Source organism: Pseudomonas sp. H1_G08 (assembly GCF_054681355.1).
In genome coordinates this window covers 2,661,989-2,688,286 of the sequence record NZ_CP162822.1, presented here as the reverse complement: position 1 = coordinate 2,688,286, position 26,298 = coordinate 2,661,989, and the positions used below count along the sequence as shown (strand labels likewise).

Below are 26,298 nucleotides of genomic sequence, written 5' to 3'. Positions count from 1 at the left end.
ACCCTGGCGAGATTTTTTCAGACGTTGGCCGACCAGCGGTCATAAAAAAGCCCCGCTTGAAAACGGGGCTCTGTGTTGCGCTTACCAGCGTGGACCGCCGTAGTAGCCATGCGGGCCGCCGTAGTAGCCGTGGGGCCGACCGTAATAACCACGAGGCGGACCGTAATAGACGGGGGCCGGCTGCACGTAAACCGGTTGCTGCACATACACCGGCGCCGGCTGGTAATAGACCGGCGGTGGCGGTTGCTGCACGTAGACCGGTTGCGGCTGTACATAAACCGGCTGCTGCTGCACGTACACCGGCCGATCCTGGTTGATCAGTGCCGAGCCGATGATGGCCGAGCCGACGATCGCGCCAAACACTGCAGCGCCCTGCCAGCCATGGCCACCACCCGCTTCAGCCTGGCCGGTGACGGCAAGTGCGCCAATCAACAAAGCCATGATGGGAAGTTTACGAATCATGATAAGTCCTCGGTTCTTCGACCCGGCGCCGCGGCCTGAATCAGGCCCACAGTTGTCGCGGGGATACAGCTAAGACAGCAAATTTGCGAAATTCAGCACAGCCGCTGGGTAAATTTTGTGTAAGGTCTGTAGCGGCTTCTTTACCCGGCTGCGCAGCGCCACAGACAAGCCGCAATGATGATTCAGAACCCGGTGGGCTGGCCAATCCCGTCCATCCGAAAGTGCGTTTGAAGGAGAAGTTTCATGCAGATGAACCCGAACAAAGACACCCAATTGTGCATGTCCCTGTCCGGGCGGCCGGGGAATTTCGGTCTGCGTTTTCACAACCATTTGTATGAACAGCTGGGCCTGAACTTCTACTACAAGGCGTTCAGCAGCCAGGACCTGACCGGCGCGGTCGGTGGCATCCGGGCACTGGGCATTCGTGGCTGCGGCGTGTCCATGCCGTTCAAGGAAGCCTGCATTGCGCTGGTCGATGAGCTGGATGCGTCGGCGGCGGCGATCCAGTCGATCAACACCATCGTCAACACTGGTGGCCACCTCAAGGCCTACAACACCGATTACATCGCCGTCGCGCAATTGCTGGAAAGCAACGCGGTGCCGAAGGATTCCACCTTCGCCCTGCGCGGCAGCGGCGGCATGGCCAAAGCGGTGGCCAGCGCCCTGCGCGATGGTGGCTACAAGAACGGTTTGATTGTCGCCCGTAACGAGCGGGCCGGCCGCGCCCTGGCGGATTCGCTGGGTTATCGCTGGCAGGCCGAGCTGGGTGACGAGCGCCCGCAGATGCTGATCAATGTCACCCCGGTAGGCATGGACGGCGGGCCGGAGGCGGGGCAACTGGCGTTCGAGCCTGAAGTGATCAAGGCGGCTGAGACTGTATTCGACGTGGTGGCGATCCCTTCGGAGACGCCGCTGATTGTGCGGGCGCGGGCCGAGGGCAAGCGAGTGATCACCGGGCTTGAGGTGATTGCGATTCAGGCGCTGGAGCAGTTTGTCCTGTACACCGGGGTGCGGCCGAATGAGGCTCAGTTTGCGGCGGCGGTGGATTTTGCGCGTGGCTGATTGATCTTTTAGTGGCTGGGCTGGCCTCTTCGCGAGCAGGCTCGCTCCCACAGGTTGAGCTGGAATGCGATTGAATGTGGGAGCGAGCCTGCTCGCGAAGGCCGCGCTGCGGTTCTGGATCACTATCTATAATCCTCGCCAGCACGCACAGACGTGCCCACCACAAAAACCATAACCGAGGCCGCCCATGCATCCGCCCATCCTCAATCTCAACGAGGTCGAACTCGAAGCCCTTCCCGAAGCCCTGGCCCCTGAAGGCGACACCGCCGGTCGTTATCTGCAGCGTTTCGCGCGGATCGGCCAGCAACTCGGTGCGCAGAAACTCGGTTACCGTCTGTACGCGCTGCCAGCAGGCATGCGCGGTAGTCCATTCCACAGCCATCGGGTCAATGAGGAGATGTTCTACATGGTGGCCGGGGAGGGCGAGGTGCGGTTGGGAGGTGAGCGTTTTCCGATCCGCGCCGGTGATGTGATCGCCTGCCCACCGGGAGGACCGGAAAAGGCTCACCAGATCATCAATACCAGCGCGGATGAGCTGCGTTATCTGGCGATCAGCACTCAGCAGCAGCCGGAGATCTGCGAGTATCCGGATTCGAACAAGTATGCGGTGATGGATAATTTCACGGTGGATGCCGAGGGCAAGGCCTCGGGCTTTGTCGCTGTCGCGCGGCAGGTGGATGGGGTGGATTATTGGGATGGGGAGTGATGCGGGCTGCTGAATATCGCGCAGACCCTGTGGGAGCGAGCCTGCTCGCGAAGGCGGCGGGTCATCCAAGATCGTGGTGACTGACACTACGCTTTCGCGAGCAGGCTCGCTCCCACAGAGGTTCTGTTGCGATTATTCGAGGCGGGCCAGGCGTTCTTCCAGTGCGGCGATCCGCGCTTCCAGTTCTTCGATACGCTCCAGGGAAACGCCAGCGCTCGAGCGCTCCCCAGGATTTTGCCGCGCCGCCAATATTGCCTCGACATCCGCCGGGTCGCCCAGGGCATGGGTATAACGATCCTCACGCTGCCCGGCCTGACGCGGAATCAATACCGCCAGACCGCGTGCGATCAGCCGTTCAAGCTGATGAACCACCTGCTCGGCGTCCTCGAACTCGTGCATGCGCCCGCTGCGAGTCAGCAGTTCGTTGACGGTCTGCGGACCGCGCAGAAACATCAAACCCGTCAGAATCACCTGTGCTGGCACCAGTTCCAGCGCCTTGTCGACCTTGTGCTCCCAGCGGTCGGCGCGGCTGCCCATCACCAGCCGGGTGAAACCTCGACCTTCCAGCGCCCGCAGGCTCTGCCCGACCTGACCCTGATTGAGGTTCATCACCGGCTCGCGACTGGTTTTCTGATTGCAGGCCAGCACCAGTGCGTTGAGGGTCAGCGGATAGGTTTCGGGGCTGGTGGCCTGTTTTTCGATCAGCGCACCGAGAATGCGGATTTCCGTGGCATTTAACCGTGGCTGTTCGGAGGTGGATTCTTGTTCGTTGCTCATCGCGCGTTCCCTCTGCAGTCGAAGCCGCCTAGCCTAATCCTTGCCAAACAAAAGGCAAGCCGTGTGCTCATCAAGCATGGCTATAATCGCCACCACGTATTACCCAGCCATCACATGAGACTGCCATGACCATTTCACTGTACGCCGCATCCGTCCCGGTTTTTCAACAAATGCTCAACGCCCTGAGCGATGTGCTGAAAAAGGCCGAAGCCCACGCCAGCGCGAAAAACATCGACCAGAGCGTCTTCCTGCAAGCGCGTCTGTACCCGGACATGTTCCCGCTGGTGCGTCAGGTGCAGATCGCCGTGGATTTCGCCAAAGGCGTGTCGGCGCGTCTGGCCGAAGTCGAACTGCCGAAGTACGACGACACTGAAACTACCTTTGCCGAACTGCAAGCGCTGATCACCAAGGTTCTGGCCTTCATTGGCGAGATCAAGCCAGAGCAGATCGACGGCAAGGAAGGCATCGAAATCGTGACCCGTCCGGGCACGCCGAAAGAGAAGCGCTTCAGTGGTCAGGCGTATCTGCTGACTTACGGCCTGCCGCAGTTCTTCTTCCACGTCACCACCACCTACGCGCTGCTGCGTCATAACGGCGTTGAAGTGGGCAAGCGCGATTACATGGGCGCGTTCTAAACGCCCGGATACGAAAAAGCCCGCCAAGGTTCGCGCCTTGGCGGGCTTTTGTTTTTCTGTGGGAGCGAGCCTGCTCGCGAATGCGGCGTATCAGGCGATATTAATACTGAATGTCTCGCCCCTTTCGCGAGCAGGCTCGCTCCCACAAGGTAAGGCGGTTACGCCGTACGCTGAGCCTTCTCTTCCTCGCCCAGGCAAGCCGCCGCGGTAAACAGCACGTCAGTCGACGAGTTCAGCGCGGTCTCCGCCGAATCCTGCAGCACGCCAATAATGAAGCCCACCGCCACGACCTGCATGGCGATCTCGCTCGGGATGCCGAACAGGCTGCACGCCAGCGGAATCAGCAGCAGCGAACCACCGGCCACACCGGACGCGCCACAGGCGCAAATGGCTGCGACGACGCTGAGCAGGATTGCGGTCGGAATGTCCACTGCGATGCCCAAAGTGTGCACCGCCGCCAGGGTCAGCACGGTAATGGTGATCGCCGCACCGGCCATGTTGATGGTCGCACCCAGCGGGATCGATACCGAGTAGGTGTCTTCGTGCAGGCCCAGGCGCTTGCTCAATTCCAGGTTGACCGGAATGTTCGCCGCCGAGCTGCGGGTGAAGAACGCGGTAATGCCGCTTTCGCGCAGGCACATCAGGGTCAGCGGGTACGGATTGCGGCGCAGCTTCCAGAGCACGATCAGCGGGTTCATCACCAGCGCGACGAACAGCATGCAGCCCAGCAGCACTGCCAGCAGGTGCGCATAGCCGAGCAGCGCGCCGAAACCGGAGGTGGCCAGTGTCGAAGCGACCAGGCCGAAAATGCCCAGCGGCGCGAAGCGAATGACCACGCGGACGATCACGGTGACGCCATTGGACAAGTCACCCAGTACCTCGCGAGTGGTGTCGCCAGCGTGGCGGATGGCAATGCCCATGCCGATCGCCCAGGCCAGAATGCCGATGAAGTTGGCATTCATCAGCGCGCTGACCGGGTTGTCGACGACGCTCAGCAACAGGCTTTGCAGGACTTCGCCGATGCCGCCGGGCGCAGTCACGGCAACGTTCTCGGTGGACAACACCAGATTTGACGGGAGCGCCATGCTGGCGACCACGGCCACCACCGCAGCGCTGAATGTACCCAGCAGGTAGAGGAACAGGATCGGGCGGATGTGGGTTTCCTGACCGTGCTTGTGGTTGGCGATCGAGGCCATCACCAGCACGAACACCAGAATCGGCGCCACGGCTTTCAACGCCGAGACAAACACCTTGCCGATGAACGCGGTGGACTTCGCCAGCTCCGGTGCAATCAGGGCCAGGGCGATACCGGCGATCAGACCAATGACGATCTGGGTCACCAGACTCAGGCGTTTCAGGCGTTGCAGTAACGAAGGGGATGAAGCGGTCATAGCGGCATCTCTGTTTTTTATAGGGTGCGAAGCGTCGTGGGCAGTCACGAAACGCCTGTCGAAGTGACATCAACGCCGCCAAACGGCACGTTGAACAGCTGTACGATTTTCAGGGCGCGGACTTTATCACAGCGTAGGCGTGAACCTTCAGGCCTGTGACGATCTGCCACCGGATCGGCCCGGCAGATCGGCAGTTTTGGGCAACTCAGTGCGGACGCAGTCTGTTAAGCTTCGCCATCCTCATTTTCAAGTTCTGCCAGCGGGCCTCCGGGTCATCGCTGGTGTCGTCGTTTTGCTGGAGTTGCGCATGCTGTTGCCTATTCTTCTGTTGTCCGCCGCCGGGTTCACGGTGCTGACCACGGAATTCGTCATTGTCGGCCTGTTGCCGGCGATCGCCCGAGACCTCGAAGTCAGCATCCCGCAAGCCGGGCTGCTGGTGACCTTGTTTGCCTTTACCGTGGCGCTGTTCGGCCCATTCCTGACCGCGTATTTCGCCCGTTTCGAACGGCGCAAACTGTTCATCAGCATTCTGATCATGTTCGGTCTGGCCAATACCGTTGCAGCGTTGGCGCCGAATATCTGGGTGATGGCCATCGCGCGTCTGATTCCGGCGTTGGGTTTGCCGGTGTTCTGGGCCTTGGCCAGTGAGACGGCGGTGGACATCGTCGGCCCGGATTTCGCCGGCCGCGCCATCGCCAAGATCGGCTTCGGTATTGTCTGCGCCACGGTGTTTGGCATTCCGGTCGGCACGCTGATTTCCGATGCGTTCGGCTGGCGCAGCGCATTCGGCATTCTGGCGTTGATCGCGTTTGCCAAAGCCTTGCTGCTGTTTGTCTATCTGCCGAAAACCAGTCTGCACCAGCATCAGGTCAGCTTCCGTTCGCAGTTCAAGATCCTGCGCAGCCCGCTGATGCTCGGCCATATCTTGTTGTCGATTCTGGTGTTCAGCGGCATGTTCACCGCTTACACCTACCTTGCCGACATCCTCGAACGACTTGCCGGATTCAACGGCACCGTGGTCGGCTGGTGCCTGATGGCGTTTGGCGCAGTCGGGCTGATCGGCAACTCGCTTGGCGGGCGTGCGGTGGATCGGCATCCGCTGGGGGCGTCGGTGTTGTTCTGTGCGTTCATGATCGCGGGCATGGTCTCGCTGGTGCCGAACATTCATTCGCCAGTCGGCCTGGCGGTGGCGATGGGCATTTGGGGCGTGACCCAGGCGGCGTTGTTCCTGGTCAGCCATGTGCGCCTGATGAAAGCCGCGCCGGAAGCGCCGGCCTTCGCCGCGTCGCTGAACATCGCCGGGGCCAATCTCGGCATCGGCTTGGGCGCGATGGTCGGCGGCCGGGTGATCGACAGTGCCGGGCTGGGCTTTCTCGGCTTTGCCGCTGCCGGCTTCATTTTGCTGTCGGTGTTCCTCGCCATGGTGCTGATGACGCTGAAGCCGCGTGAAGTCTGCGCTTCATAACCCGGTAAACAGCTCGCGTCGGGCGCCCTCGGTAATCGCTACGATGCCAGGGTGCTTGACCTTGCGCTCCACCGAGATGGCATAGAACGACTCGCTCACGGCGTCGGTCTGGCCGATCAACTCGACGCCGTACTGGCGCTTCACTTCCTCGGCAATCACGCTCGGGCCAATAAAGATCCCGCTGCCGGATTGGCCGAAGGCCTGCATCAAAGCACTGTCATCGAACTCGCCGACAATCTGCGGCTGGATCTGCTGTTCGGCGAACCAGCGCTGCAAACGGCTGCGCACCACGGTTTCCGCGCCGGGAATCAGCAACGGTGCGCCGTGCAGGCTGCGCGGGAAATCCTGGCCATACTGCGCGGCAAGTTCGGCGGTGGCGAAGAAGCTGATCCCGCACTCACCGAGCTTCTGGCTGTAGCCTTTGATGTCCAGATGCGAAGGCATCGGGCTGTCGGAAATCACCAGATCCAGACGCTGGATGGCCAGATCAGCGAGCAGACGTTCGAGTTTGTCTTCGCGACAGGTGATGCGCAGCGGCTCGCTCAATTCCATGGTCGGCGCGATCAGGCGATAAACAATGGATTTGGGCACCACGTCGGCCACGCCGACGCGAAAGAGGATCTGCTGCTCGTTGGGCTGCGCTCGCAGCATCAGCTCCAGCTCGCCGCCCAGTTGAAACATCTGCTCGGCGTAGGGCAGGGCCTGGCGCCCGGCTTCCGTGAGCTCCAGCTGTCGGCCAACCCGGCGAAACAATTCCACGCCATAGGTTTGTTCGAGCAGTGAAATCTGTCCGCTGATCGTCTGTGGCGTCAGGTTCAGCTGCTCGCACGCCCGGACGATGCTGCCGGTTTTGGCTACAACCCAGAAGTAATGCAGTTGTCGGTAATTGAGCATAGTGATGGCCACTTCGTGAAAACCGAAGTATAGCCGCTAAAAATACGAATTTTCCTGAAGTGTTCATCTCCCTAGAATGCCCAGCCATCGACGGCCGGTGTGTGCGCCTGTCTGTTCATTCGAAGGAAACCTTATGAAATACACATTTCCCGCAGTGATGTTTGCGTCTTTACTGGTTCTGGCCGGTTGTGATCAGGCGGAAAAAAGCGCCCAACAACTGATGGGCGCGGCGGCTGAAACCGCCAAACAAGCAATCGACGACACCCATAAAGCCGCTGAGCAAGCGCTCAGCGATGCCACTGGTGGTTTGATCGAGAAAAAAGAAACACCGGAAAAACAAGCGGAAGAATCCGAATCTTCCTCCAAGACCATCTAAACCGTCTTACACAGAGTCAGGACTGACCCATGGAATATCTGTTAGAACTCGCCGCCAGCCCCACCGCTTGGGTTGCTTTGGCCACACTGGTGGTAATGGAAATCGTGCTCGGCATCGATAACCTGATCTTTATTTCGATCCTGACCAACAAATTGCCCGAACAGCATCGGCAGAAGGCGCGTCGTATCGGTATCGGCATGGCCCTGATTCTGCGTCTGGCCCTGTTGAGCACCATCGCGTTCATCGTGCAGTTGACCGAGCCTGTGATCGAAATCCTTGGCCAGGCGTTCTCCTGGAAGGACATGATCCTGATCGCCGGTGGCCTGTTCCTGGTGTGGAAGGCCACGACCGAGATCCATCACAGCATGGACCCGTCGCCGGAAGACCCGAAGACCGCGACTTCGACCGTAACCCTGGGTTTTGCCGCGGCCATCGGTCAGATCCTGATGCTCGACATGGTGTTCTCGATCGACAGCATCATTACCGCTGTCGGCATGACCGAACACTTGCCGATCATGATCATCGCGGTGGTGGTGTCGGTGCTGGTGATGCTGCTCGCGGCTGATCCGCTGGCCAAGTTCATCAACGATAACCCGACGGTGGTCATGCTGGCGCTGGGCTTCCTGATCATGATCGGCATGACGCTGATCGCTGAGGGCTTCGGCGCCCACGTACCGAAAGGTTATGTGTACGCGGCCATGGCGTTCTCGGCCGGTATCGAAGTGTTGAACATGCTGTCGCGCCGGGCGAAGCAGAAGAAGGTTGCTCAGCAGGCGTAATTGCTGAGAACACAAAAAACCGCCTGGGCTGGTTGAGCTCAGGCGGTTTTTTTTCGCTTTGGTGTTGGGGGGTGTGGTTTAGAGCTTGCCCCTCATCGGAACGCCGCCCGCCCAGCCCTCTCCCGAGGGAGAGGGGGCCGGTCAGTTCCCTCTCCCTCCGGGAGAGGGCTAGGGTGAGGGGCTCTTGATCTTCAATGCGCAGCAGCGTGCCGCACTGGATGCTTCTCTGTTTCCTCAACCGGCATCGTCTGCACCGGATGATGCCGCCGCGAAATCCGCAGCACACCCCACAACATGGCAGTCGCCACGGCCAGCCAGCCGGCTATCAACATTACGATGGTCATGGTCAGGCTCATTGGTGCCTCCTCTTCGCCCTGCGTCGGGCGCTCGCTTTTCGCAATTCGCTCTATTTCAGTGACAGTCTAGTCAATGGGGTGTTTCAAGCTATTGACCAAAGGTCGTTAGTGACCAATCAGTTTGCTCTATGCAATCGCCCGCTCTGCCGTTTAAGGCTATACCTCTGGCGGGTGCGGCTCTATGATCGCTGGCGTTGCCGGAACACGATGACCGGCGTCTGGAAGAGAGTGATTGATGGTGCAGGTATTTTCTCGAGTGCGCGGAGCGTTGCTTGCCGGCGCTTGCGCGGTGGTGCTGAGCGGATGTGCGGGCAACGTAGCGCCAGAAGTCAAACGCTTGCCAGAGCGAGTTGAACTCAGCGGCACCTTCTATCGTGGCGAAGCCAACCAGAGTGGGCCACAGGTGCTGGCCAGTCTGCTGTCGCAACAAGGCATCGTCATCACCCCGGGCCTTCTGGAAAAACCGCTGCACTTGCCGGGGGCTGAGGACAAGCTGCAGCAGAACATGCAGAACCTCGCCCGCGAATATGGCCTGGTGGTTTATCCGCTCGACAGCCAGCTGCCAGCCTTGCTGACCCAGGTCGCGGCGGGCTACCCGGTCATGGTGCGTTTCAGTGAAGGTTCGGCATTCTGGGCCGAGCCGCGTTACGCGATCCTGTCCGGCTACGACCGCAAAAAACAGAAGGTCCTGCTGCGCGCCGGCATGAATCGTCGGCAGTTGATGGATTTCGGCAGCTTTCAAGCAGCGCTCGAAAAGGCCGGTGGCTGGGCGATCCTGATTCAGAAACCGTCGCAGATCCCGGCTGCCGTCGACCGCTCCCTTTGGCTGAAAGCCGCCGATGAACTGGCCCAGGCCGGTGAAGAAAACGCTGCGGCGCAGGCGCGAAAGGCTCTGGCGGCGCAATAAACCTCCGTTCGTCATCTGCCGGGCACGACTGCGCCGGGCCGGCCTCTGAAGATTAATGCCCGTGCTTCGCGGGTGAATCAAGGAGGCAACATGGCAGATTCCCAAACCCCGAAAGGCCCACACTCGTCCGAACATTCCTCGGGCGATGATCTGGGCTTCGATCCGGATTCGCCGGACCTCGAGGATCCGCAAGTTGATCCGGTCGGTCCGGCTAAGGCCCCGCAGGATGTCGAGCCCGGTGAAGATCCGAAGAAACCGGCCAAGCCCTATGATCCGTTAGCCGATCTGAAACCTTGATGTGAGGTGCGTATGAGTACCGATTCAAGCTTCGATGACCACAAACCTGACAGGGTACCGACCACGCCGGAGCCGGAGGTTGATCCGGTGCTGGACCCGGACAGCCCGATGCGCGACCCGATGGCGCGGCCAAATGTGCTGACGCCGGACGTTTCGCCAGAGCCGAGCTCGGGCGATGGCATTCCTGATGACGACAAGATGCCACTGCCCAACGACTGACGCGCAGACGAAAAAAAGCCCCGAACATTCGGGGCTTCTTCATGATTGCCGGATCTACTTTGCCGCTTCGACCACGCCGCTCTGACGGCTCTTGAGGTTCTTGTCGGCTTTGTACTGCTGTGCCACCGCTGGAACACTGGCGCTGCGCCCGGTTTCCACCCAGCTGCGGATACGGCTGGCGTCGGCAAAATGCGTGTATTTGCCAAACGCATCGAGAATCACCAAAGCGACCGGACGGTTGCCCATCTTCGTCACCAGCACCAGGCAATGGCCGGCCGGGTTGGTAAAACCGGTCTTGGTAATCTTGATGTCCCAATCGGCCTTATTGACCAAGTGGTCGGTATTGCGGAAGCCCAAGGTGTAGTTGGGCTTGCGGAACGCCACGGTCTTTTCCTTGGTGGTGGTCAGTTGCACCAGAAGCGGTTGCTTGTGCGCGGCCACCAGCAATTTGCTCAGGTCGCGCGCGGTGGAAACGTTGCGCTCTGACAGCCCGGTCGGCTCGACAAAGTGCGTGCTGGTCATGCCCAGCGCCTTGGCCTTGGCGTTCATTGCCGCGATAAAAGCAGCGTAGCCACCTGGATAGTGGTGCGCGAGGCTGGCGGCGGCACGGTTTTCCGAAGACATCAAGGCGATCAGCAGCATCTCGCGGCGAGGCAGCTCACTCTTGAGTTTGACGCGGGAGAACACACCCTTCATTTCCGGGGTGTTCCTGATATCGACATCGATCCATTCGTCCATGTTCTGTCGAGCTTCCACCACGACAAGGCCAGTCATCAGCTTGCTGACGGAAGCGATCGGTACGATCACGTCAGGGTTGCTGGAATAAATGACTTTGTTGGTCTGCATATCCATGAGCAGGGCGCTGCCAGACGCGATCTTCAATGTCGAAGCGTCACGTGGAGCAGCGGTGGTTTCCGCAGCGTTGATCGTTGGCGTGATGAATGTGCCTGTAACAGCAAACAACAGGCTCAGAATCGAGAGACGAATTTTCACGCGGGCGAACTCTAAAAGGTTGGATATACCGTTAGTTTGTAACGGGTTATTTCTCAAAACCGGCGCATTTTAGGAGTATGGCTGAAGAACTGTCGATGGTTGTTTGTAAGACCTGAAAATCTCGTGAAAAGGCCTGTAAAAAGAGCGGTTTCCGGCGAACGGTTGAAGTTTTTTCTCAGGCACTAAAAACCCCGCACGAGGCGGGGTTCTGGTGCAGCGGAAAAATTCGATCAGACGTGCAGGGTTTCTGCGGCGTAGAGCGTGTTTTCCAGCAGGCAGGCGCGGGTCATCGGGCCAACGCCGCCCGGTACCGGGGTGATCCAGCCGGCGCGGGGCAGGGCGGTTTCGTAAACGACATCACCGACCAGTTTGCCGTCGTCCTGACGGTTGATGCCGACGTCGATCACGATCGCGCCTTCCTTGATCCACTCGCCCTTGACCAGGCCCGGCTTGCCGGCGGCAACGACCACCAGATCAGCGCGGCCGACGTGGCCCGCCAGATCCTTGGTGAAGCGGTGAGTCACGGTGACGGTGCAGCCGGCCAGCAGCAATTCCATGGCCATCGGGCGACCGACGATATTGGAGGCGCCCACGACTACCGCGTCCATCCCGTAAAGATCAGCGCCAGTGCTTTCCAGCAAGGTCATGATGCCTTTCGGGGTGCAGGGGCGCAGCAGCGGAATACGCTGGGCCAGGCGGCCGACGTTGTAGGGATGGAAACCGTCGACGTCTTTGTCCGGGCGGATGCGTTCCAGCAGCTTGGACGCGTCGAGGTGTTCGGGCAGAGGCAACTGCAGGAGAACGCCGTCGATAGCCGGATCGTCGTTGAGGCGATCGATCAGATCGGTCAGGGCGTCCTGAGTGGTGTCGGAGGGCAGGTCGTAGGCTTGAGAGAGGAAGCCAACCTCTTCACAGTCTTTACGCTTGTGCGAGACATAAACCTGAGAGGCAGGATCGCTGCCGACCAGGATCACCGCGAGGCCGGGGGTGCGCAGGCCTTGCTGGCGACGCTCGGCAACTCGTTGGGCGATCTGCTGGCGCAGGCTGGCGGCGATCGATTTGCCGTCGATTAGTTGTGCAGTCATTGCGCGTGATTAACCATCGAGAGGGGAAAAAATGAGAACGCATTCTCGCATGTCGAGCGGTGAGGGCAAAGGCGCTTGGTCAGCAAATTCCTCTAACTCCTTTAATTAAATGAATTTTTTTCAAAAAGGATTTGACGACCTTTGGAGCCCTCTATACTATTCGTCGCACTTGTCGGGCACAGCCTAGCACTGGTTAAGAAGGTGAGGCGGAATCAAGGTTCTGCGACACTGGAAAGCACTTAGTTTGTAGTCCTTTAAGAGTACAGATTAACAAGGCGCCCGTAGCTCAGCTGGATAGAGCATCCGCCTTCTAAGCGGATGGTCGCAGGTTCGAGTCCTGCCGGGTGCGCCATTAGGCAGCTTTGGCACAAGTAACGCGATATGGTGGGCGTAGCTCAGTTGGTAGAGCACGGGATTGTGACTCCCGTTGTCGTGGGTTCGATCCCCATCGTCCACCCCATATTTCGAAAGGCGCCAGATTTAACGGTCTGGCGCCTTTGCTTTAAAAGCTTCATCCGCGGATGTGGTGGAATTGGTAGACACACTGGATTTAGGTTCCAGCGCCGCGAGGCGTAAGAGTTCGAGTCTCTTCATCCGCACCAAATAAAGCTTCATCTGTGCCTAGGGCCTGATGAAGTTTCGACAAAGAAGTTGTTTGGCTTTTTTGTTACGCAATATGGTGGGCGTAGCTCAGTTGGTAGAGCACGGGATTGTGACTCCCGTTGTCGTGGGTTCGATCCCCATCGTCCACCCCATATTTCGAAAGGCGCCAGATTTAACAGTCTGGCGCCTTTTTTGTTTTAGCGGTTTCGAAATCCGGCCATGGCCGATTTCGAGGCGCAGGGCAGGGCACTTCATCGCTTTTAAAGGATCGGATGACGCTGAACTGCTCGTCGTTCCGGTTTTGCTGGAACACCTGTCGAGGCGTATCTGATAGTTGCTTCTATATATAGAAGCGTTGCTGCAGAGCCCTGACGTGATCGCTTGTATTCGCCAGTGGAGTGCACGGCATTCGTGCGGCGCTCCCTATAAATTGCCTGCTGTTTTTTTACCCGTTTCCAGTAGGGTGACTTCTTGAGTTTGACCCACTAGAATGCATGCCCTTGATTCTGGGGTCGGAAACGGCCGGCTAACGTCTGTGCAACGAGGAATATCCATGCAAGTTTCTGTTGAAAATACTACTGCTCTCGAGCGCCGCATGAGCGTCACCGTGCCGGCAGAGCGCATCGAGACTCAGGTCAACAAGCGTCTGCAGCAGACTGCCCAAAAGGCCAAAATTGCTGGCTTCCGTCCAGGCAAAGTGCCAATGAGCGAAATCAAGCGCCGTTTCGGTGCTGATGCGCGTCAGGAAGCGGTAGGCGACGTCATCCAGTCTTCCTTCTACGAAGCTGTGGTCGAGCAGAAGCTCAACCCTGCCGGTTCGCCTTCGATCGAGCCAAAGTCGCTCGAAGCGGGCAAGGATCTGGAATACGTTGCTGTATTCGAAGTCTTCCCTGAGTTCACCGTTGCTGGCTTCGAAGGCATCACCGTTGAGCGTCTGAGCGCTGAAGTGGCTGACGCTGATCTGGACAAGATGCTCGACATCCTGCGCAAGCAGAACACCCGTTTCGAAGTGGCCGACCGCGCTGCTCAGAACGAAGACCAGCTGAACATCGATTTCGTTGGCAAGGTTGACGGCGAAGTGTTCGCTGGCGGCTCCGCCAAGGGCACTCAGCTGGTACTGGGTTCCGGCCGTATGATCCCGGGCTTCGAAGAAGGCCTGGTTGGCGCTAAAGCCGGCGAAGAACGCGTTCTGAACCTGACCTTCCCTGAGGATTATCAGAACCTGGATCTGGCTGGCAAAACCGCCGAGTTCACCGTGACCGTCAACACTGTGTCCGAGCCTAAGCTGCCTGAGCTGAACGAAGAGTTCTTCGCTCAATTCGGCATCAAGGAAAGCGGCATCGACGGCTTCCGCACCGAAGTTCGCAAGAACATGGAGCGTGAACTGCGTCAGGCAATCAAATCCAAGGTCAAGAATCAGGTAATGGACGGTCTGCTGGCCACCAACCCGATCGAAGTGCCAAAGGCTCTGCTATCCAACGAAGTTGACCGTCTGCGCGTGCAGGCTGTTCAGCAGTTCGGCGGCAACATCAAGCCAGACCAACTGCCGGCCGAGCTGTTCGAAGAGCAAGCCAAGCGCCGCGTCGTGCTGGGCCTGATCGTTGCTGAAGTAGTCAAGCAGTTCGACCTCAAGCCTGATGAAGCTCGCGTTCGCGAAATGATTCAGGAAATGGCTTCCGCTTACCAGGAGCCAGAGCAGGTCGTGTCGTGGTACTACAAAAACGAGCAGCAACTGAACGAAGTGCGTTCGGTTGTGCTGGAAGAACAAGTTGTGGATACTGTTCTGCAGAAAGCTAGTGTGACCGACAAATCGGTCTCCTACGAAGAAGCAGTCAAGCCGGTAGAAGCTCCAGCAGCCGACTGATTGATTTTGCGTTAGAAGTGCACACCATAAGCCAGCTCTCGAGCTGGCTTATGCGTATTCAAGACATAACTATTTGGGAGCGACTGCAGAGCATGTTCCGTAATTCTTATATTCAGCAGAACTCTGATATCCAGGCCGCCGGCGGCCTGGTCCCGATGGTTGTCGAGCAGTCCGCTCGTGGCGAACGCGCCTACGACATCTACTCGCGCCTGCTCAAGGAGCGAGTGATCTTTCTGGTGGGCCCGGTAGAGGACTACATGGCCAACCTGATCTGTGCGCAACTGCTGTTCCTTGAAGCGGAAAACCCGGACAAGGACATCCATCTGTACATCAACTCGCCGGGCGGTTCGGTGACTGCCGGCATGTCGATCTACGACACCATGCAGTTCATCAAGCCGAACGTGTCGACCACCTGCATCGGTCAGGCGTGCAGCATGGGCGCATTCCTGCTTACCGCAGGTGCACCGGGCAAGCGTTTCTGCCTGCCGAACTCGCGCGTGATGATTCACCAGCCACTGGGCGGTTTCCAGGGCCAGGCGTCGGACATCGAAATCCACGCCAAGGAAATCCTCTTCATCCGCGAGCGTCTGAACATGCTGATGGCCAAGCACAGCGGCCGTACTCTGGAAGAAATCGAGCGCGATACCAATCGCGACAACTTCATGAGTGCTGAAGCTGCGAAGGAATACGGCCTGATCGACGAAGTGATCAACCAGCGTCCAGCTTAATATAAGCAGCGCAAAACAGGCCTGATCGGCATGTCCGATCAGCGGCGGGCTTGAAAAAGCCCGCAATAGCCTTCATCTTGTGTTGCAAGCCTATCGGATTTGGATCGAACGAATGACTGACACCCGCAACGGCGAGGACAACGGCAAGCTGCTCTATTGCTCCTTCTGTGGCAAAAGCCAGCATGAAGTGCGCAAATTGATTGCCGGCCCCTCGGTCTTTATCTGCGACGAGTGCGTCGACCTGTGCAATGACATCATCCGCGAGGAGGTGCAGGAAGCACAGGCCGAAAGCAGCGCGCATAAATTGCCTTCGCCTAAAGAAATCAGCGGCATCCTTGACCAGTACGTCATTGGTCAGGAGCGTGCGAAAAAGGTTTTGGCCGTAGCGGTGTACAACCACTACAAGCGCCTGAACCAGCGTGACAAAAAGGCTGACGACGTCGAACTCGGCAAGAGCAACATTCTGCTGATCGGCCCGACAGGCTCCGGTAAAACCCTGCTGGCCGAAACACTGGCCCGCTTGCTGAACGTTCCGTTCACCATTGCCGACGCAACCACCCTCACTGAGGCCGGTTACGTGGGTGAAGATGTCGAGAACATCATTCAGAAGCTGCTGCAGAAGTGCGATTACGACGTAGAGAAAGCCCAGATGGGCATTGTCTACATCGATGAAATCGACAAGATTTCCCGCAAGTCCGACAACCCGTCGATCACCCGCGATGTTTCCGGTGAAGGCGTGCAGCAGGCCTTGCTCAAGTTGATCGAAGGCACGGTCGCTTCGGTACCGCCGCAAGGTGGCCGCAAGCATCCGCAGCAGGAATTCCTGCAGGTCGACACCCGTAACATCCTGTTCATCTGCGGTGGTGCGTTCTCCGGCCTGGAAAAGGTCATTCAGAACCGTTCCACCAAAGGCGGCATCGGCTTCAACGCCGAAGTGCGCAGCAAGGAAGAAGGCAAGAAGGTCGGTGAATCCCTGCGTGAAGTCGAGCCTGACGATCTGGTCAAGTTCGGTCTGATCCCGGAATTCGTCGGTCGTCTGCCGGTCCTGGCGACACTGGACGAGCTCGACGAGGCTGCGCTGATGCAAATCCTCACCGAGCCGAAAAATGCTCTGACCAAACAGTATGCCAAGCTGTTCGAGATGGAAGGCGTGGATCTGGAATTTCGTTCCGACGCGCTGAAATCGGTCGCCAAGCGTGCCCTGGAACGTAAAACCGGTGCCCGTGGCCTGCGTTCGATTCTCGAAGGTGTGCTGCTCGACACGATGTATGAGATCCCCTCGCAGTCCGAGGTGAGCAAAGTCGTGATCGATGAAAGCGTGATCGAAGGCAAGTCCAAGCCACTGTATATCTACGAAAACAGTGAGCCGACGGCCAAGGCAGCGCCGGACGCGTAAGCGTTCACAGCGCCGCAACAAAGAAGGGGCCTTCGGGCCTCTTTTTTTTTAAGTCGTTTTTTACCTCCGCTTTGCGCTTGTTTTTTTTCGAGGCAGCCCCCATCTTGGTTTCAAGCTTAATTCCATCTGATTACGGCCATACGGCCGCCGTAGAGGCGAAATCATGAAGACAACCATCGAATTGCCTCTCCTGCCATTGCGTGATGTCGTGGTTTATCCGCACATGGTTATCCCGCTGTTCGTGGGGCGCGAGAAATCCATCGAAGCCCTCGAGGCCGCGATGACGGGTGACAAGCAGATTCTGCTGCTGGCCCAGAGAAACCCGGCTGACGATGATCCCGGTGAAGACGCTCTCTATCGCGTAGGTACAATTGCCACGGTTCTGCAACTGCTGAAGCTGCCTGACGGCACCGTCAAGGTTCTGGTCGAAGGCGAGCAGCGTGGTACTGTCGAGCGCTTCAGCGAAGTCGATGGCCACTGCCGCGCCGAAGTTTCTCTGATCGAAGAAGTCGACGCCGCCGAGCGCGAGTCGGAAGTCTTCGTGCGCACGCTGCTGTCGCAGTTCGAACAATACGTCCAGCTGGGCAAGAAGGTTCCGGCTGAAGTCCTGTCGTCGCTCAACAGCATCGATGAGCCCGGTCGTCTGGTCGACACCATGGCCGCGCACATGGCGCTGAAAATCGAGCAGAAGCAGGAAATCCTCGAGATCATCGATCTGTCGGCCCGTGTCGAGCACGTGCTGGCACTGCTGGATGCCGAAATCGACCTGCTCCAGGTTGAAAAACGCATTCGCGGCCGCGTCAAAAAGCAAATGGAGCGCAGCCAGCGCGAGTACTACCTGAATGAGCAGATGAAGGCCATTCAGAAAGAACTCGGTGACGGCGACGAAGGCCACAATGAAATCGAAGAGCTGAAAAAGCGCATCGATGCTGCCGGCCTGCCGAAAGATGCGCTGGCCAAGGCCACCGCTGAGCTGAACAAGCTCAAGCAGATGTCGCCGATGTCGGCTGAAGCCACCGTGGTGCGCTCCTACATCGACTGGCTGGTGCAGGTGCCGTGGAAGGCGCAGAGCAAAGTACGCCTCGACCTGGCCCGTGCAGAAGACATTCTCGACGCCGATCACTACGGCCTCGAAGAGGTCAAGGAGCGCATCCTTGAATACCTCGCCGTGCAGAAGCGCGTGAAGAAAATCCGTGGCCCGGTGTTGTGCCTGGTTGGTCCTCCAGGTGTGGGTAAAACCTCGCTGGCGGAATCGATTGCCCACGCCACCAATCGCAAATTCGTACGTATGGCCTTGGGCGGCGTGCGTGACGAAGCGGAAATTCGTGGTCACCGCCGGACTTACATCGGTTCGATGCCGGGTAGATTGATTCAAAAGATGACAAAAGTGGGCGTACGCAACCCGCTGTTCCTGCTCGATGAAATCGACAAAATGGGCAGCGATATGCGTGGCGATCCGGCTTCGGCGTTGCTGGAAGTGCTTGATCCCGAGCAAAATCACAACTTCAACGATCACTATCTGGAAGTCGATTACGACCTCTCTGATGTGATGTTCCTGTGCACCTCGAACTCGATGAATATCCCGCCAGCGCTGCTGGACCGGATGGAAGTCATCCGTCTGCCGGGTTACACCGAAGACGAGAAGATCAACATCGCTGTGAAATACCTCTCGCCGAAACAGATCGCCGCCAATGGTCTGAAGAAGGGCGAGCTGGAGTTCGATGAGGAAGCGATCCGCGACATCATCCGTTATTACACCCGTGAAGCGGGCGTGCGGGGGCTCGAGCGACAGATCGCCAAGGTCTGCCGCAAGGCAGTCAAAGAGCATGCGCTGGAAAAACGCTTCTCGGTAAAAGTGACAGCTGACCTGCTCGAGCATTTCCTCGGCGTGCGCAAGTTCCGCTACGGCCTGGCCGAGCAGCAGGATCAGGTGGGGCAGGTGACTGGCCTGGCGTGGACTCAGGTTGGCGGTGAATTGCTGACTATCGAAGCCGCAGTGATTCCGGGTAAAGGTCAACTGATCAAGACCGGTTCGCTGGGTGATGTGATGGTCGAATCGATCACTGCCGCACAGACCGTTGTGCGCAGCCGCGCCAAGAGTCTGGGCATCCCGCTGGACTTCCACGAGAAGCGCGACACGCACATTCACATGCCGGAAGGTGCTACGCCGAAAGACGGCCCAAGTGCTGGCGTCGGTATGTGCACGGCGCTGGTTTCGGCATTGACCGGTATTCCGGTGCGCGCCGATGTCGCCATGACCGGTGAGATCACTCTGCGTGGGCAAGTGCTGGCAATTGGCGGTTTGAAAGAAAAACTGCTGGCGGCTCACCGCGGCGGAATCAAGATTGTGATTATTCCGGAAGAAAACGTCCGCGATCTGAAGGAGATTCCTGACAATATCAAGCAGGATCTGCAGATCAAGCCGGTTAAATGGATTGACGAGGTCCTGCAAATTGCGCTGCAATACGCGCCGGAGCCCTTGCCGGATGTGGCTCCGGAGATAGTTGCCAAGGACGAAAAACGCGAGTCTGATGCCAAGGAAAGAATTAGCACGCATTAATACGTTTTAGCCTGGGGGGCTTTCCTTGACAGCATTTTAGAGCCCTTGTTATAAAGCGGCTCTTAAGTGTCTGTAGGCCATTCAGCACTCGTTTTTGCTTTCACCAAAAAACTTAGAAACATCTCAAAATAGATATAAGGGGACTTAGAGTGAACAAGTCGGAACTGATTGATGCTATCGCTGCATCCGCTGATATCCCGAAAGCTGCTGCTGGCCGTGCGCTGGACGCTGTAATCGAATCCGTCACTGGCGCTCTGAAGGCTGGCGACTCCGTTGTTCTGGTTGGTTTCGGTACTTTCTCCGTGACTGACCGTCCGGCTCGTACCGGTCGCAACCCGCAAACTGGCAAGTCTCTGGAAATCCCGGCTGCCAAGAAGCCAGGTTTCAAAGCCGGTAAAGCGCTGAAAGAAGCTGTTAACTGAGTTTCCAGGTTTTTACCCATCCGGGTCGGGGTCAAGCCTGACTTGGCAGCGGAGCGGTAGAGCAGGTGGCTGGAACAGGCACCTGTAACGCCGGGATCGAGGGTTCGAGCCCTGTCCGCTCCGCCAGTTACGAGAAGGCGCATCCTCGGATGCGCCTTTCTTCTATCCGGATTCTACCCACGCTCCACGGTTGCCTAAATTGAAGTTCAACCGTTTCTGGGGGACGCATGCTGCAAAATATCAGGGACAATTCACAAGGCTGGATTGCCAAGACCATTATCGGGGTCATCGTTGCACTGATGGCCCTGACCGGTTTCGATGCCATTTTCCAGGCCACGACTCACAAGAACGAGGCGGCCAAGGTCAACGGTGACGAAATCAGCCAGAACGAGCTGAGCCAGGCCGTTGATATGCAACGCCGTCAGCTGATGCAACAACTGGGCAAGGACTTCGATGCGTCCTTGCTCGACGAAAAAATGCTCCGCGAATCGGCGCTCAAAGGCCTGATCGACCGCAAGTTGCTGCTGCAAGGCGCCGAACAGGCGAAGTTCTCGTTCTCCGAAGCCGCGCTGGATCAAGTGATCCTGCAGACGCCTGAATTCCAGGTCGACGGCAAGTTCAGCTCCGAGCGCTTCGACCAGGTGATCCGTCAACTGGGCTACAGCCGCATGCAGTTCCGTCAGATGCTGGCTCAGGAAATGCTTATCGGCCAGTTGCGCGCTGGTGTTGCCGGCAGCGGTTTCGTCACCGACGCCGAAGTGCTGGCTTTTGCCCGTCTGGAAAAACAGACCCGTGATTTCGCCACTCTTAACGTCAAGGCCGACCCGGCTGCGGTCAAGCTGACCGATGACGAGGTCAAGGCTTACTACGACGAGCACGCCAAGGAATTCATGACGCCGGATCAGGTGATCATCGATTACGTCGAGCTGAAGAAATCGTCGTTCTTCGATCAGGTTGCGGTCAAGGATGAAGATCTTGAGGCGGCTTACCAGAAAGAGATCGCCAACCTGTCGGAACAGCGTCGTGCCGCGCACATCCTCATCGAAGTGAACGACAAGACTACTGAAGCGCAGGCAAAGGCGAAGATCGACGAAGTCCAGGCGCGTCTGGCCAAGGGCGAGAAGTTCGAAGCGTTGGCCAAGGAATTCTCGCAGGATCCGGGTTCCGCCAACAATGGTGGTGACCTTGGTTATGCCGGTCCTGGCGTTTACGACCCGGCTTTCGAAAAAGCGCTGTACTCCTTGTCGAAAGACCAGGTGTCCGAGCCGATTCGTACCGACTTCGGTTATCACCTGATCAAGCTGTTGGGCGTGGAAGCGCCTGAAGTGCCGACCCTGGCCAGCCTGAAAGACAAGCTGACCCGCGAGCTGAAAGCCGCGCAGGTCGAGCAGCGTTTTGTCGAGGCGACCAAACAACTGGAAGACTCGGCGTTCGAAGCCTCTGACCTGGCGCAGCCAGCAGCAGATCTGAAACTGACCGTGCACACTTCCAAGCCGTTCGGCCGTGAAGGTGGCGAAGGTGTTGCAGCCAACCGTGCCGTGGTCACTGCCGCGTTCAGTCCGGAAGTGATTGATGAAGGTGCCAACAGCACCGCCATCGAGCTGGACCCGGAAACCGTGATCGTGCTGCGCGCCAAGGAGCATCTCAAGCCTGCGCAATTGCCACTGGAAAGCGTGAGCGCGGCGATCCGCACTCAGTTGACCAAGGAGCACGCCAGTGCCGAGGCCAAGACACGCGCCGAGAAGCTGATCGCTGATCTGCGCGACGGCAAGGCGCCGCTGGACAAGGCCATTGACGGTCAGAACTGGAAGATCACCGAAGCGGCCACCCGTGGTCAGGAAGGGGTTGATCCGGCTGTGCTGCAGGCACTGTTCCGTATGCCGAAGCCGGCTGCCAAGGACAAGCCGACGTTCTCCAGCGTTACCTTGCCGGATGGCAGCCTGATGGTGGTGCGCCTCAACGGTGTTAACGAAGCTGCTGCGCCTACTGATGAAGAGAAGGCGCAATATCGTCGCTTCCTGGCTTCCCGTGAAGGGCAGCAGGACTTTGCGGCGTATCGCAAGCAGTTGGAAGCTGAGGCGAAGATCGAGCGGTTCTGATCTTTTGACTGACGTTTGAAGGAGCCCCGGCCTGGTTGGTCGGGGCTTTTTTGTTTTTTGGGCGTGGCGGCCTTTGGGCCGGCCATGCTCTGGGTGGTTTGGGTGAATATCCGTTTCTTCGGGTGCGGCGGCTGGCGGTTTCGCCCTTACGGCGAGGCACTTTTTCCAGACGCCGAAAAAGTACCCAAAAAGGCTTGCTCCTACGTTCGGCCCTCGCAGGCTCGGGTTCCTTCGCTGCGGGATCGATCCGGGCGCAGCGGCTCCGGTTTGCTTCGCTGCACCTCCTTCCGCTGTGTCTGGCTGCGCCAGACGGTCGCTGCGCTCCCACGCCCGGATCAATCCCTCCACTCAGCCTTCCGACGTCGCCGGTGGATCAAAAGCAAGATCAGAAGCACTCGAGCTTGCGCTCATTGTTGAGTGGGGCGGCTTTGCCGCGGGCAGCTGCGCTGCTTTGCTTTTGCTTTTGTGGGAGCGAGCCTGCTCGCGAAGGCGGCTTGGCAGCCGACCTGATCTTGAGTTTTTACCTTTCTTTTGCTTTAGAACACGCCGGTCGGTTCTGGGGTGTTATGGCCGTCGAGCCGACAAGCCATGGCGAAATTGCGCGCGTTGATCGATCATTTGTCCACGCGGCTTTTTCCTGACGGCCATGACCGGTAAAGTTGTAACCGATTCTTGACACTATTCCATGCGCCATGGGGCAACGATCTGTTGCACAATACGCCCCGGACTGTTTTCCCTCAGGATGTTCAATGTTGATTTCCACTCCCATGCGTGTTGTCGGGCTGGCGCTTTTGTTGACTGCGGTGGCCGGTTGTTCGAAGGACAAGCCGATCTATGAGCATGAGAACTTCGATGACTCCGGCACCTTTTCGCGCAATTACCCGGTAACCGACACCGCCAGTTGCGAAGCGGCCCGGCGCGCGTTGCTCAGTCAGGGCTACATCATTACCAGCAGTGATCCGAAGCTGGTCAGCGGGCACAAGAGCTTCCAGCAGACCGGCGAGACGCACCTCGAGATCAGCTTCAATGTGGTCTGCGCCGAAGATGGCAGCGCCGGGCATCATGCGACGGTGTTCGCCAACGCCTTGCAGGACCGTTATGCGCTGAAGAAGACCAACAACTCGGCCAGCCTCGGGGTTGGTGTGTTGGGCTCGGTGTCGATGCCGATCGGCTCCTCGGACGACTCGATGGTCAAGGTCGCCAGTGAGACGGTCATTGCGCAGAAGTTCTACGAGCGTTTCTTCACACTGGTGGAGCAGTTCCTGCCCGCCGATGCGAAGAAAGCTGCACACATCGAAGAAAAGCCGAAAACCGATCTTGGTGTGCCAGAACCAAAAGCGGCACCTGCACCTGCGCCTCTGGCGCCGACACCTGCAGCGGAACCGGCCCCCGCGCCGGCTGCGGAACCTGCACCGGCCCCGGTTGAAGCCGCGCCAGTGAGTTCCGAGCCGGTGGTACCGCCAGCGGAGTCGACGCCGATTACGCCTGCGCCAGCGCCAGAGGAAGAGCCAGCGCCGGCCAGCGAAACCATCACCCCGCCGACCAACCCGGATATTCCGCCACCATCCGAGCCGATTCCGGCGATGCCTGCGTCGGGCCAATAAGAAACCAAGCGAAACCCTGTGGGAGCGAGCCTGCTCGCGAAGCGGTGTATCAGTCGACAGATGATTAGACTGACACACCGCTTCGCGAGCAGGCTCGCTCCCACAGTGGTTTTCGGGTTGGCTTAAAATCTGGTTACACACCTGCGGCATCATCGCCGCGATAAATCCCCAACCACCTGCTACGTTTTATTCATGAAGGCAGCGTTTCACTTTTCCTTCACACGGGCACTTTATGCTCGGGGCACAGGTCGATTGATCAGGCCATTTTCACAGCGAGCGGTTTGGGGGATTTATACGATGGATGAGTATCAGGAAGAATTGCTTGAATACCAGGCCTTTGAACTGGATCAACCAGAACCGGCTGACGACGCGACGGAACTCTGAGCTTCAGGCTCCCGAGCGGTAATTTCGTCGGGATTCGCCGGGCGTCTGCCCGCTCCAGCGCTTGAATGCGCGTTGGAAGGCTTCAGCTGAGGCGAAGCCCAGCAGGTAGGCGATTTCGCCGAACGCCAGTTCGGTGTCGCGGATGTAGGTCATCGCCAAATCGCGGCGTGTGTCATTGAGGATCGCGCGAAATTGCGTGCCTTCCTCAGTGAGCTTGCGGCGCAAGGTCCAGGTCGGCAGTTTCAGGCGTGCCGCGACTTCTTCAAGATCCGGCTCGCGGCCGCCATTGAGCAGCGGGCCGAGCAATTGGGTGATGCGCTCGCGCAAACTGCGGGTGCGGGTCAGTTGTTCCAGCTCCCGCTCGCACAATTGCAGCAGATGTCGCCAGGTGCTCGGGCAGTGTTCAGGGTTGCGCAGGGCGAGGCTGCTCAGGCTCAGGCGCAGTTGGTTGCGCTCGGCGCTGAACTGGATCGGGCATTCACCGAGCATTGTGTAGGCGTCGCGGTAATCCGGCGCTTCGAATTCGATTTCGATTCGCTCGGCGCGTAACGTTTCGCCGCACAGGCTCGACAACTGATGCAGCCAGCCAGCGAGGATCGAGTCGACCACGAAGCGGTTATAGGTGTTGTACGGGCTGATCGAGTAGAAGCGCAGCCACGCACCGTTGGCGTCTTCGTGGAAACTGGACTGCCCGCGATAGTTCGAGCCGTAAAGCGGCTCGAAGCGCGTCAGGCAGCGGGCCGCTTCACGCACGGTGGGTGCTTGCGCCGCAGTGATGCCGGCCAGACCGGCCTGATTCAAGCGGATCATCCGGCCCATGCGCAGGCCCAGAGCCGGGTCGCCGGTGAGTTGAATCGCCGCATGGCCGAGGCGCATGTAACGCGGGATCGACAAGCGCGCCCCGGCCTCGGCCAGTCGCGCGGCATCAAGGCCATATTGTTCAAGCAGAGGCAGCGGATCGACGTCGTGGCTGCGCACGGCATCGGCCAGACTATGGACGACGCCCACTGACAGATCCCCGAGGCGCATCGGCTGTGGCTTCATGGTTTACAGCCAGACGTTCAGCAAGCGCGCACCACGGGCCTCGCCATCGGCGAACTGCTGGCCGTTGCTGCTGAGGAAGCTTGTGCCGGTACTCGACTTATCCCAGAACTGCCCGCGCATGAACACACTGACGCCGGCAATCGCGCGGCTGCTCGGTGGTTGTGCGGTGAGGGTCAGTCGGTGCCAGGCCTGACCTTCACTGAGGTCGCCGGGCTTGAGGCTGACCGAGCCCGGCGTGCTCGAGCCCTTGTAGCCACGCCATGGCTTGTCCCAGGCGCCTTGGCCAATAACCTGCGCCGGCACCGCCACCAGTTGCGCGCCTTGCTCATCGAGGGTGCGGTAGTTGGCGGGATACCAGCTGTCACTGCCGATCAGGATGCCTAAGCGTCCGGCCGGTGTGTCGACGACCTGGATGGCGTGTTTGTCTTCGGCCTGAATCACACCTTGCTGATCAAAGATCGGATGCATCTGCCGCTGCGGCTGGCCCAACGGTACGCCGTTGCGACCAAACACCACGCTGCTGTTGAACAGGGCGCCGCTGCCGGGCTTGAGCCGGCCGTCGCGGATGCTTGGCTCCGGCAGCACGATGGAGCCGGCCACCAGGGTGACCTGGAACTCCTTGGCCAGACCGCCGAACAGCGCCTGGTAATCCTTGGCCATGGCCTTCGCTTTCATCCGCAGATAAGCGTCATCCAGGCGTTGCTCGCCCTTGGCCCGCAGCCACGCTCGGGCAAACAGGAGTGGATTGCTCGCCGCCAGCCAGTTCATTGCCTCCGCCAGCGTTGGCGCCTGATACAACTCGTCTTTCTCGCCGCTGATCATCAGCCAGGTGCCGACGTGCTCGGGCAACACCACCACGGTTTTTTCGTTGAGCAAGCCTTGATCACGGGCCTGCTGCAGATACGCCGCGAGTTTGCGGTGCAGGCGTGCGGAGCTTTGGTAATCGGTGGGGAACAGTTCGGGCTGGATGCCGAGCAGATTGCCACGATCGCCGGGCGTGCCCTGATTGACGGCGAGCTTGATGCGCAGGTCCGACAGGTAATGTCCCGCCGGCCGGTCTGCCGCCCACATGGCGTAGGTGGTCAGGGCGGCAACGAGGGCCATGGAGAAAAACAGATACAGAAGTTTGCGCATGAAAACCAACAACAACCGGGTACAGGATGTGCCGACTAGGGTAGGGCCCATGGCCC

25 protein-coding genes and 4 tRNA genes are annotated in these 26,298 nt (G+C 58.8%); 20 read left to right on the top strand and 9 right to left on the bottom strand.

Going from position 1 to position 26,298, the window contains the following annotated elements:
- Nucleotides 1–81: 81 nt before the first annotated feature.
- A complete protein-coding gene (locus AB4N85_RS12175; protein WP_460068186.1) occupies nt 82–462 on the bottom strand; it encodes a hypothetical protein in 381 nt (126 codons plus the stop codon).
- Between the two features lie 243 nt (nt 463–705).
- On the opposite strand from AB4N85_RS12175, the gene AB4N85_RS12170 reads away from it, so the two are divergent.
- Nucleotides 706–1,524: a shikimate 5-dehydrogenase gene (locus AB4N85_RS12170; RefSeq protein WP_353188765.1), complete on the top strand. Its 819-nt coding sequence runs from the start codon at nt 706–708 to the stop codon at nt 1,522–1,524.
- Between the two features lie 187 nt (nt 1,525–1,711).
- Nucleotides 1,712–2,230, top strand: a complete 519-nt coding sequence (locus tag AB4N85_RS12165; RefSeq protein WP_460068182.1) for a cupin domain-containing protein — start codon at nt 1,712–1,714, stop codon at nt 2,228–2,230.
- A 132-nt stretch (nt 2,231–2,362) separates the two neighbouring features.
- On the opposite strand, the gene AB4N85_RS12160 is transcribed toward AB4N85_RS12165, so the two are convergent.
- On the bottom strand, nt 2,363–3,007 hold the full coding sequence (locus AB4N85_RS12160) for a YceH family protein (RefSeq protein ID WP_150741184.1): 645 nt from the start codon (nt 3,005–3,007) through the stop codon (nt 2,363–2,365).
- Nucleotides 3,008–3,132: 125 nt separating this feature from the next.
- Between AB4N85_RS12160 and AB4N85_RS12155 the strand changes: the two genes are divergently transcribed.
- Nucleotides 3,133–3,642 (top strand): DUF1993 domain-containing protein, encoded by a 510-nt coding sequence (locus AB4N85_RS12155; RefSeq protein WP_041477165.1) that lies wholly within the window; start codon nt 3,133–3,135, stop codon nt 3,640–3,642.
- 158 nt (nt 3,643–3,800) lie between these two features.
- On the opposite strand, the gene sstT is transcribed toward AB4N85_RS12155, so the two are convergent.
- Complete coding sequence (gene sstT / locus AB4N85_RS12150; protein WP_460068179.1) at nt 3,801–5,033, bottom strand: serine/threonine transporter SstT; 1,233 nt, start codon at nt 5,031–5,033, stop codon at nt 3,801–3,803.
- A gap of 307 nt (nt 5,034–5,340) precedes the next feature.
- On the opposite strand from sstT, the gene AB4N85_RS12145 reads away from it, so the two are divergent.
- Nucleotides 5,341–6,498, top strand: a complete 1,158-nt coding sequence (locus tag AB4N85_RS12145) for an MFS transporter (protein WP_024013467.1) — start codon at nt 5,341–5,343, stop codon at nt 6,496–6,498.
- Here AB4N85_RS12145 and nhaR read toward each other — a convergent pair.
- The gene (gene nhaR, locus AB4N85_RS12140) at nt 6,493–7,392 is read right to left on the bottom strand and encodes a transcriptional activator NhaR (RefSeq protein ID WP_016775345.1); all 900 of its coding nucleotides are present in this window, start codon (nt 7,390–7,392) and stop codon (nt 6,493–6,495) included. The genes AB4N85_RS12145 and nhaR overlap by 6 nt on opposite strands.
- Nucleotides 7,393–7,525: 133 nt before the next feature.
- On the opposite strand from nhaR, the gene AB4N85_RS12135 reads away from it, so the two are divergent.
- Both AB4N85_RS12135 and AB4N85_RS12130 read left to right on the top strand, forming a co-directional pair.
- The gene (locus tag AB4N85_RS12135) at nt 7,526–7,768 is read left to right on the top strand and encodes a hypothetical protein (RefSeq protein WP_024013465.1); all 243 of its coding nucleotides are present in this window, start codon (nt 7,526–7,528) and stop codon (nt 7,766–7,768) included.
- Between the two features lie 29 nt (nt 7,769–7,797).
- The gene (locus AB4N85_RS12130; protein WP_016775343.1) at nt 7,798–8,547 is read left to right on the top strand and encodes a TerC family protein; all 750 of its coding nucleotides are present in this window, start codon (nt 7,798–7,800) and stop codon (nt 8,545–8,547) included.
- 191 nt (nt 8,548–8,738) lie between these two features.
- Here the strand turns inward: AB4N85_RS12130 and AB4N85_RS12125 are convergent, their stop codons facing one another.
- Nucleotides 8,739–8,903, bottom strand: coding sequence for a hypothetical protein (locus tag AB4N85_RS12125; RefSeq protein WP_252867897.1), 165 nt, complete (start codon nt 8,901–8,903; stop codon nt 8,739–8,741).
- Between the two features lie 235 nt (nt 8,904–9,138).
- Here AB4N85_RS12125 and AB4N85_RS12120 point away from each other — a divergent pair, with 235 nt between their 5' ends.
- The 3 genes from AB4N85_RS12120 (at nt 9,139) to AB4N85_RS12110 (ending at nt 10,326) form a co-directional block, all read left to right on the top strand.
- Nucleotides 9,139–9,810 (top strand): cysteine peptidase family C39 domain-containing protein, encoded by a 672-nt coding sequence (locus AB4N85_RS12120; RefSeq protein WP_252867896.1) that lies wholly within the window; start codon nt 9,139–9,141, stop codon nt 9,808–9,810.
- A 90-nt stretch (nt 9,811–9,900) separates the two neighbouring features.
- Nucleotides 9,901–10,107 carry a DUF6021 family protein gene (locus AB4N85_RS12115; RefSeq protein ID WP_056788754.1) on the top strand — a complete coding sequence of 69 codons (207 nt, stop codon included), beginning with the start codon at nt 9,901–9,903 and terminating at the stop codon, nt 10,105–10,107.
- Between the two features lie 12 nt (nt 10,108–10,119).
- A complete protein-coding gene (locus tag AB4N85_RS12110) occupies nt 10,120–10,326 on the top strand; it encodes a hypothetical protein (RefSeq protein ID WP_252867895.1) in 207 nt (68 codons plus the stop codon).
- Nucleotides 10,327–10,380: 54 nt separating this feature from the next.
- Here AB4N85_RS12110 and pbpG read toward each other — a convergent pair whose 3' ends face one another.
- Nucleotides 10,381–11,319 (bottom strand): D-alanyl-D-alanine endopeptidase, encoded by a 939-nt coding sequence (gene pbpG, locus AB4N85_RS12105; protein ID WP_073471341.1) that lies wholly within the window; start codon nt 11,317–11,319, stop codon nt 10,381–10,383.
- Between the two features lie 230 nt (nt 11,320–11,549).
- Complete coding sequence (gene folD / locus AB4N85_RS12100; RefSeq protein ID WP_016775338.1) at nt 11,550–12,404, bottom strand: bifunctional methylenetetrahydrofolate dehydrogenase/methenyltetrahydrofolate cyclohydrolase FolD; 855 nt, start codon at nt 12,402–12,404, stop codon at nt 11,550–11,552.
- Between the two features lie 275 nt (nt 12,405–12,679).
- Here folD and AB4N85_RS12095 point away from each other — a divergent pair.
- The 11 genes from AB4N85_RS12095 (at nt 12,680) to AB4N85_RS12045 (ending at nt 23,680) form a co-directional block, all read left to right on the top strand.
- Nucleotides 12,680–12,756: transfer RNA gene (locus tag AB4N85_RS12095), tRNA-Arg, on the top strand.
- A gap of 32 nt (nt 12,757–12,788) precedes the next feature.
- Nucleotides 12,789–12,864: transfer RNA gene (locus AB4N85_RS12090), tRNA-His, on the top strand.
- Between the two features lie 57 nt (nt 12,865–12,921).
- Nucleotides 12,922–13,006: transfer RNA gene (locus tag AB4N85_RS12085), tRNA-Leu, on the top strand.
- A gap of 77 nt (nt 13,007–13,083) precedes the next feature.
- A tRNA-His gene (locus AB4N85_RS12080) sits at nt 13,084–13,159 on the top strand.
- A 401-nt stretch (nt 13,160–13,560) separates the two neighbouring features.
- Nucleotides 13,561–14,871: a trigger factor gene (gene tig / locus AB4N85_RS12075; RefSeq protein WP_016775337.1), complete on the top strand. Its 1,311-nt coding sequence runs from the start codon at nt 13,561–13,563 to the stop codon at nt 14,869–14,871.
- 92 nt (nt 14,872–14,963) lie between these two features.
- The gene (gene clpP / locus AB4N85_RS12070; RefSeq protein WP_016775336.1) at nt 14,964–15,599 is read left to right on the top strand and encodes an ATP-dependent Clp endopeptidase proteolytic subunit ClpP; all 636 of its coding nucleotides are present in this window, start codon (nt 14,964–14,966) and stop codon (nt 15,597–15,599) included.
- A gap of 112 nt (nt 15,600–15,711) precedes the next feature.
- Complete coding sequence (gene clpX / locus AB4N85_RS12065; protein WP_016775335.1) at nt 15,712–16,995, top strand: ATP-dependent Clp protease ATP-binding subunit ClpX; 1,284 nt, start codon at nt 15,712–15,714, stop codon at nt 16,993–16,995.
- Nucleotides 16,996–17,158: 163 nt separating this feature from the next.
- Nucleotides 17,159–19,555, top strand: coding sequence for an endopeptidase La (gene lon / locus AB4N85_RS12060; protein ID WP_016775334.1), 2,397 nt, complete (start codon nt 17,159–17,161; stop codon nt 19,553–19,555).
- Nucleotides 19,556–19,704: 149 nt separating this feature from the next.
- Nucleotides 19,705–19,977 carry an HU family DNA-binding protein gene (locus tag AB4N85_RS12055; protein ID WP_016775333.1) on the top strand — a complete coding sequence of 91 codons (273 nt, stop codon included), beginning with the start codon at nt 19,705–19,707 and terminating at the stop codon, nt 19,975–19,977.
- 227 nt (nt 19,978–20,204) lie between these two features.
- Nucleotides 20,205–22,076, top strand: a complete 1,872-nt coding sequence (locus AB4N85_RS12050; protein WP_236168547.1) for a SurA N-terminal domain-containing protein — start codon at nt 20,205–20,207, stop codon at nt 22,074–22,076.
- Nucleotides 22,077–22,825: 749 nt separating this feature from the next.
- On the top strand, nt 22,826–23,680 hold the full coding sequence (locus AB4N85_RS12045) for a DUF2242 domain-containing protein (RefSeq protein ID WP_252867894.1): 855 nt from the start codon (nt 22,826–22,828) through the stop codon (nt 23,678–23,680).
- A 387-nt stretch (nt 23,681–24,067) separates the two neighbouring features.
- On the opposite strand, the gene AB4N85_RS12040 is transcribed toward AB4N85_RS12045, so the two are convergent.
- The gene (locus tag AB4N85_RS12040) at nt 24,068–25,108 is read right to left on the bottom strand and encodes an AraC family transcriptional regulator (protein ID WP_095182107.1); all 1,041 of its coding nucleotides are present in this window, start codon (nt 25,106–25,108) and stop codon (nt 24,068–24,070) included.
- A 3-nt stretch (nt 25,109–25,111) separates the two neighbouring features.
- Entirely contained in the window at nt 25,112–26,242 is a 1,131-nt protein-coding gene (locus tag AB4N85_RS12035) for a nitrilase-related carbon-nitrogen hydrolase (protein WP_252867893.1), read from the bottom strand.
- Nucleotides 26,243–26,298: the final 56 nt, after the last annotated feature.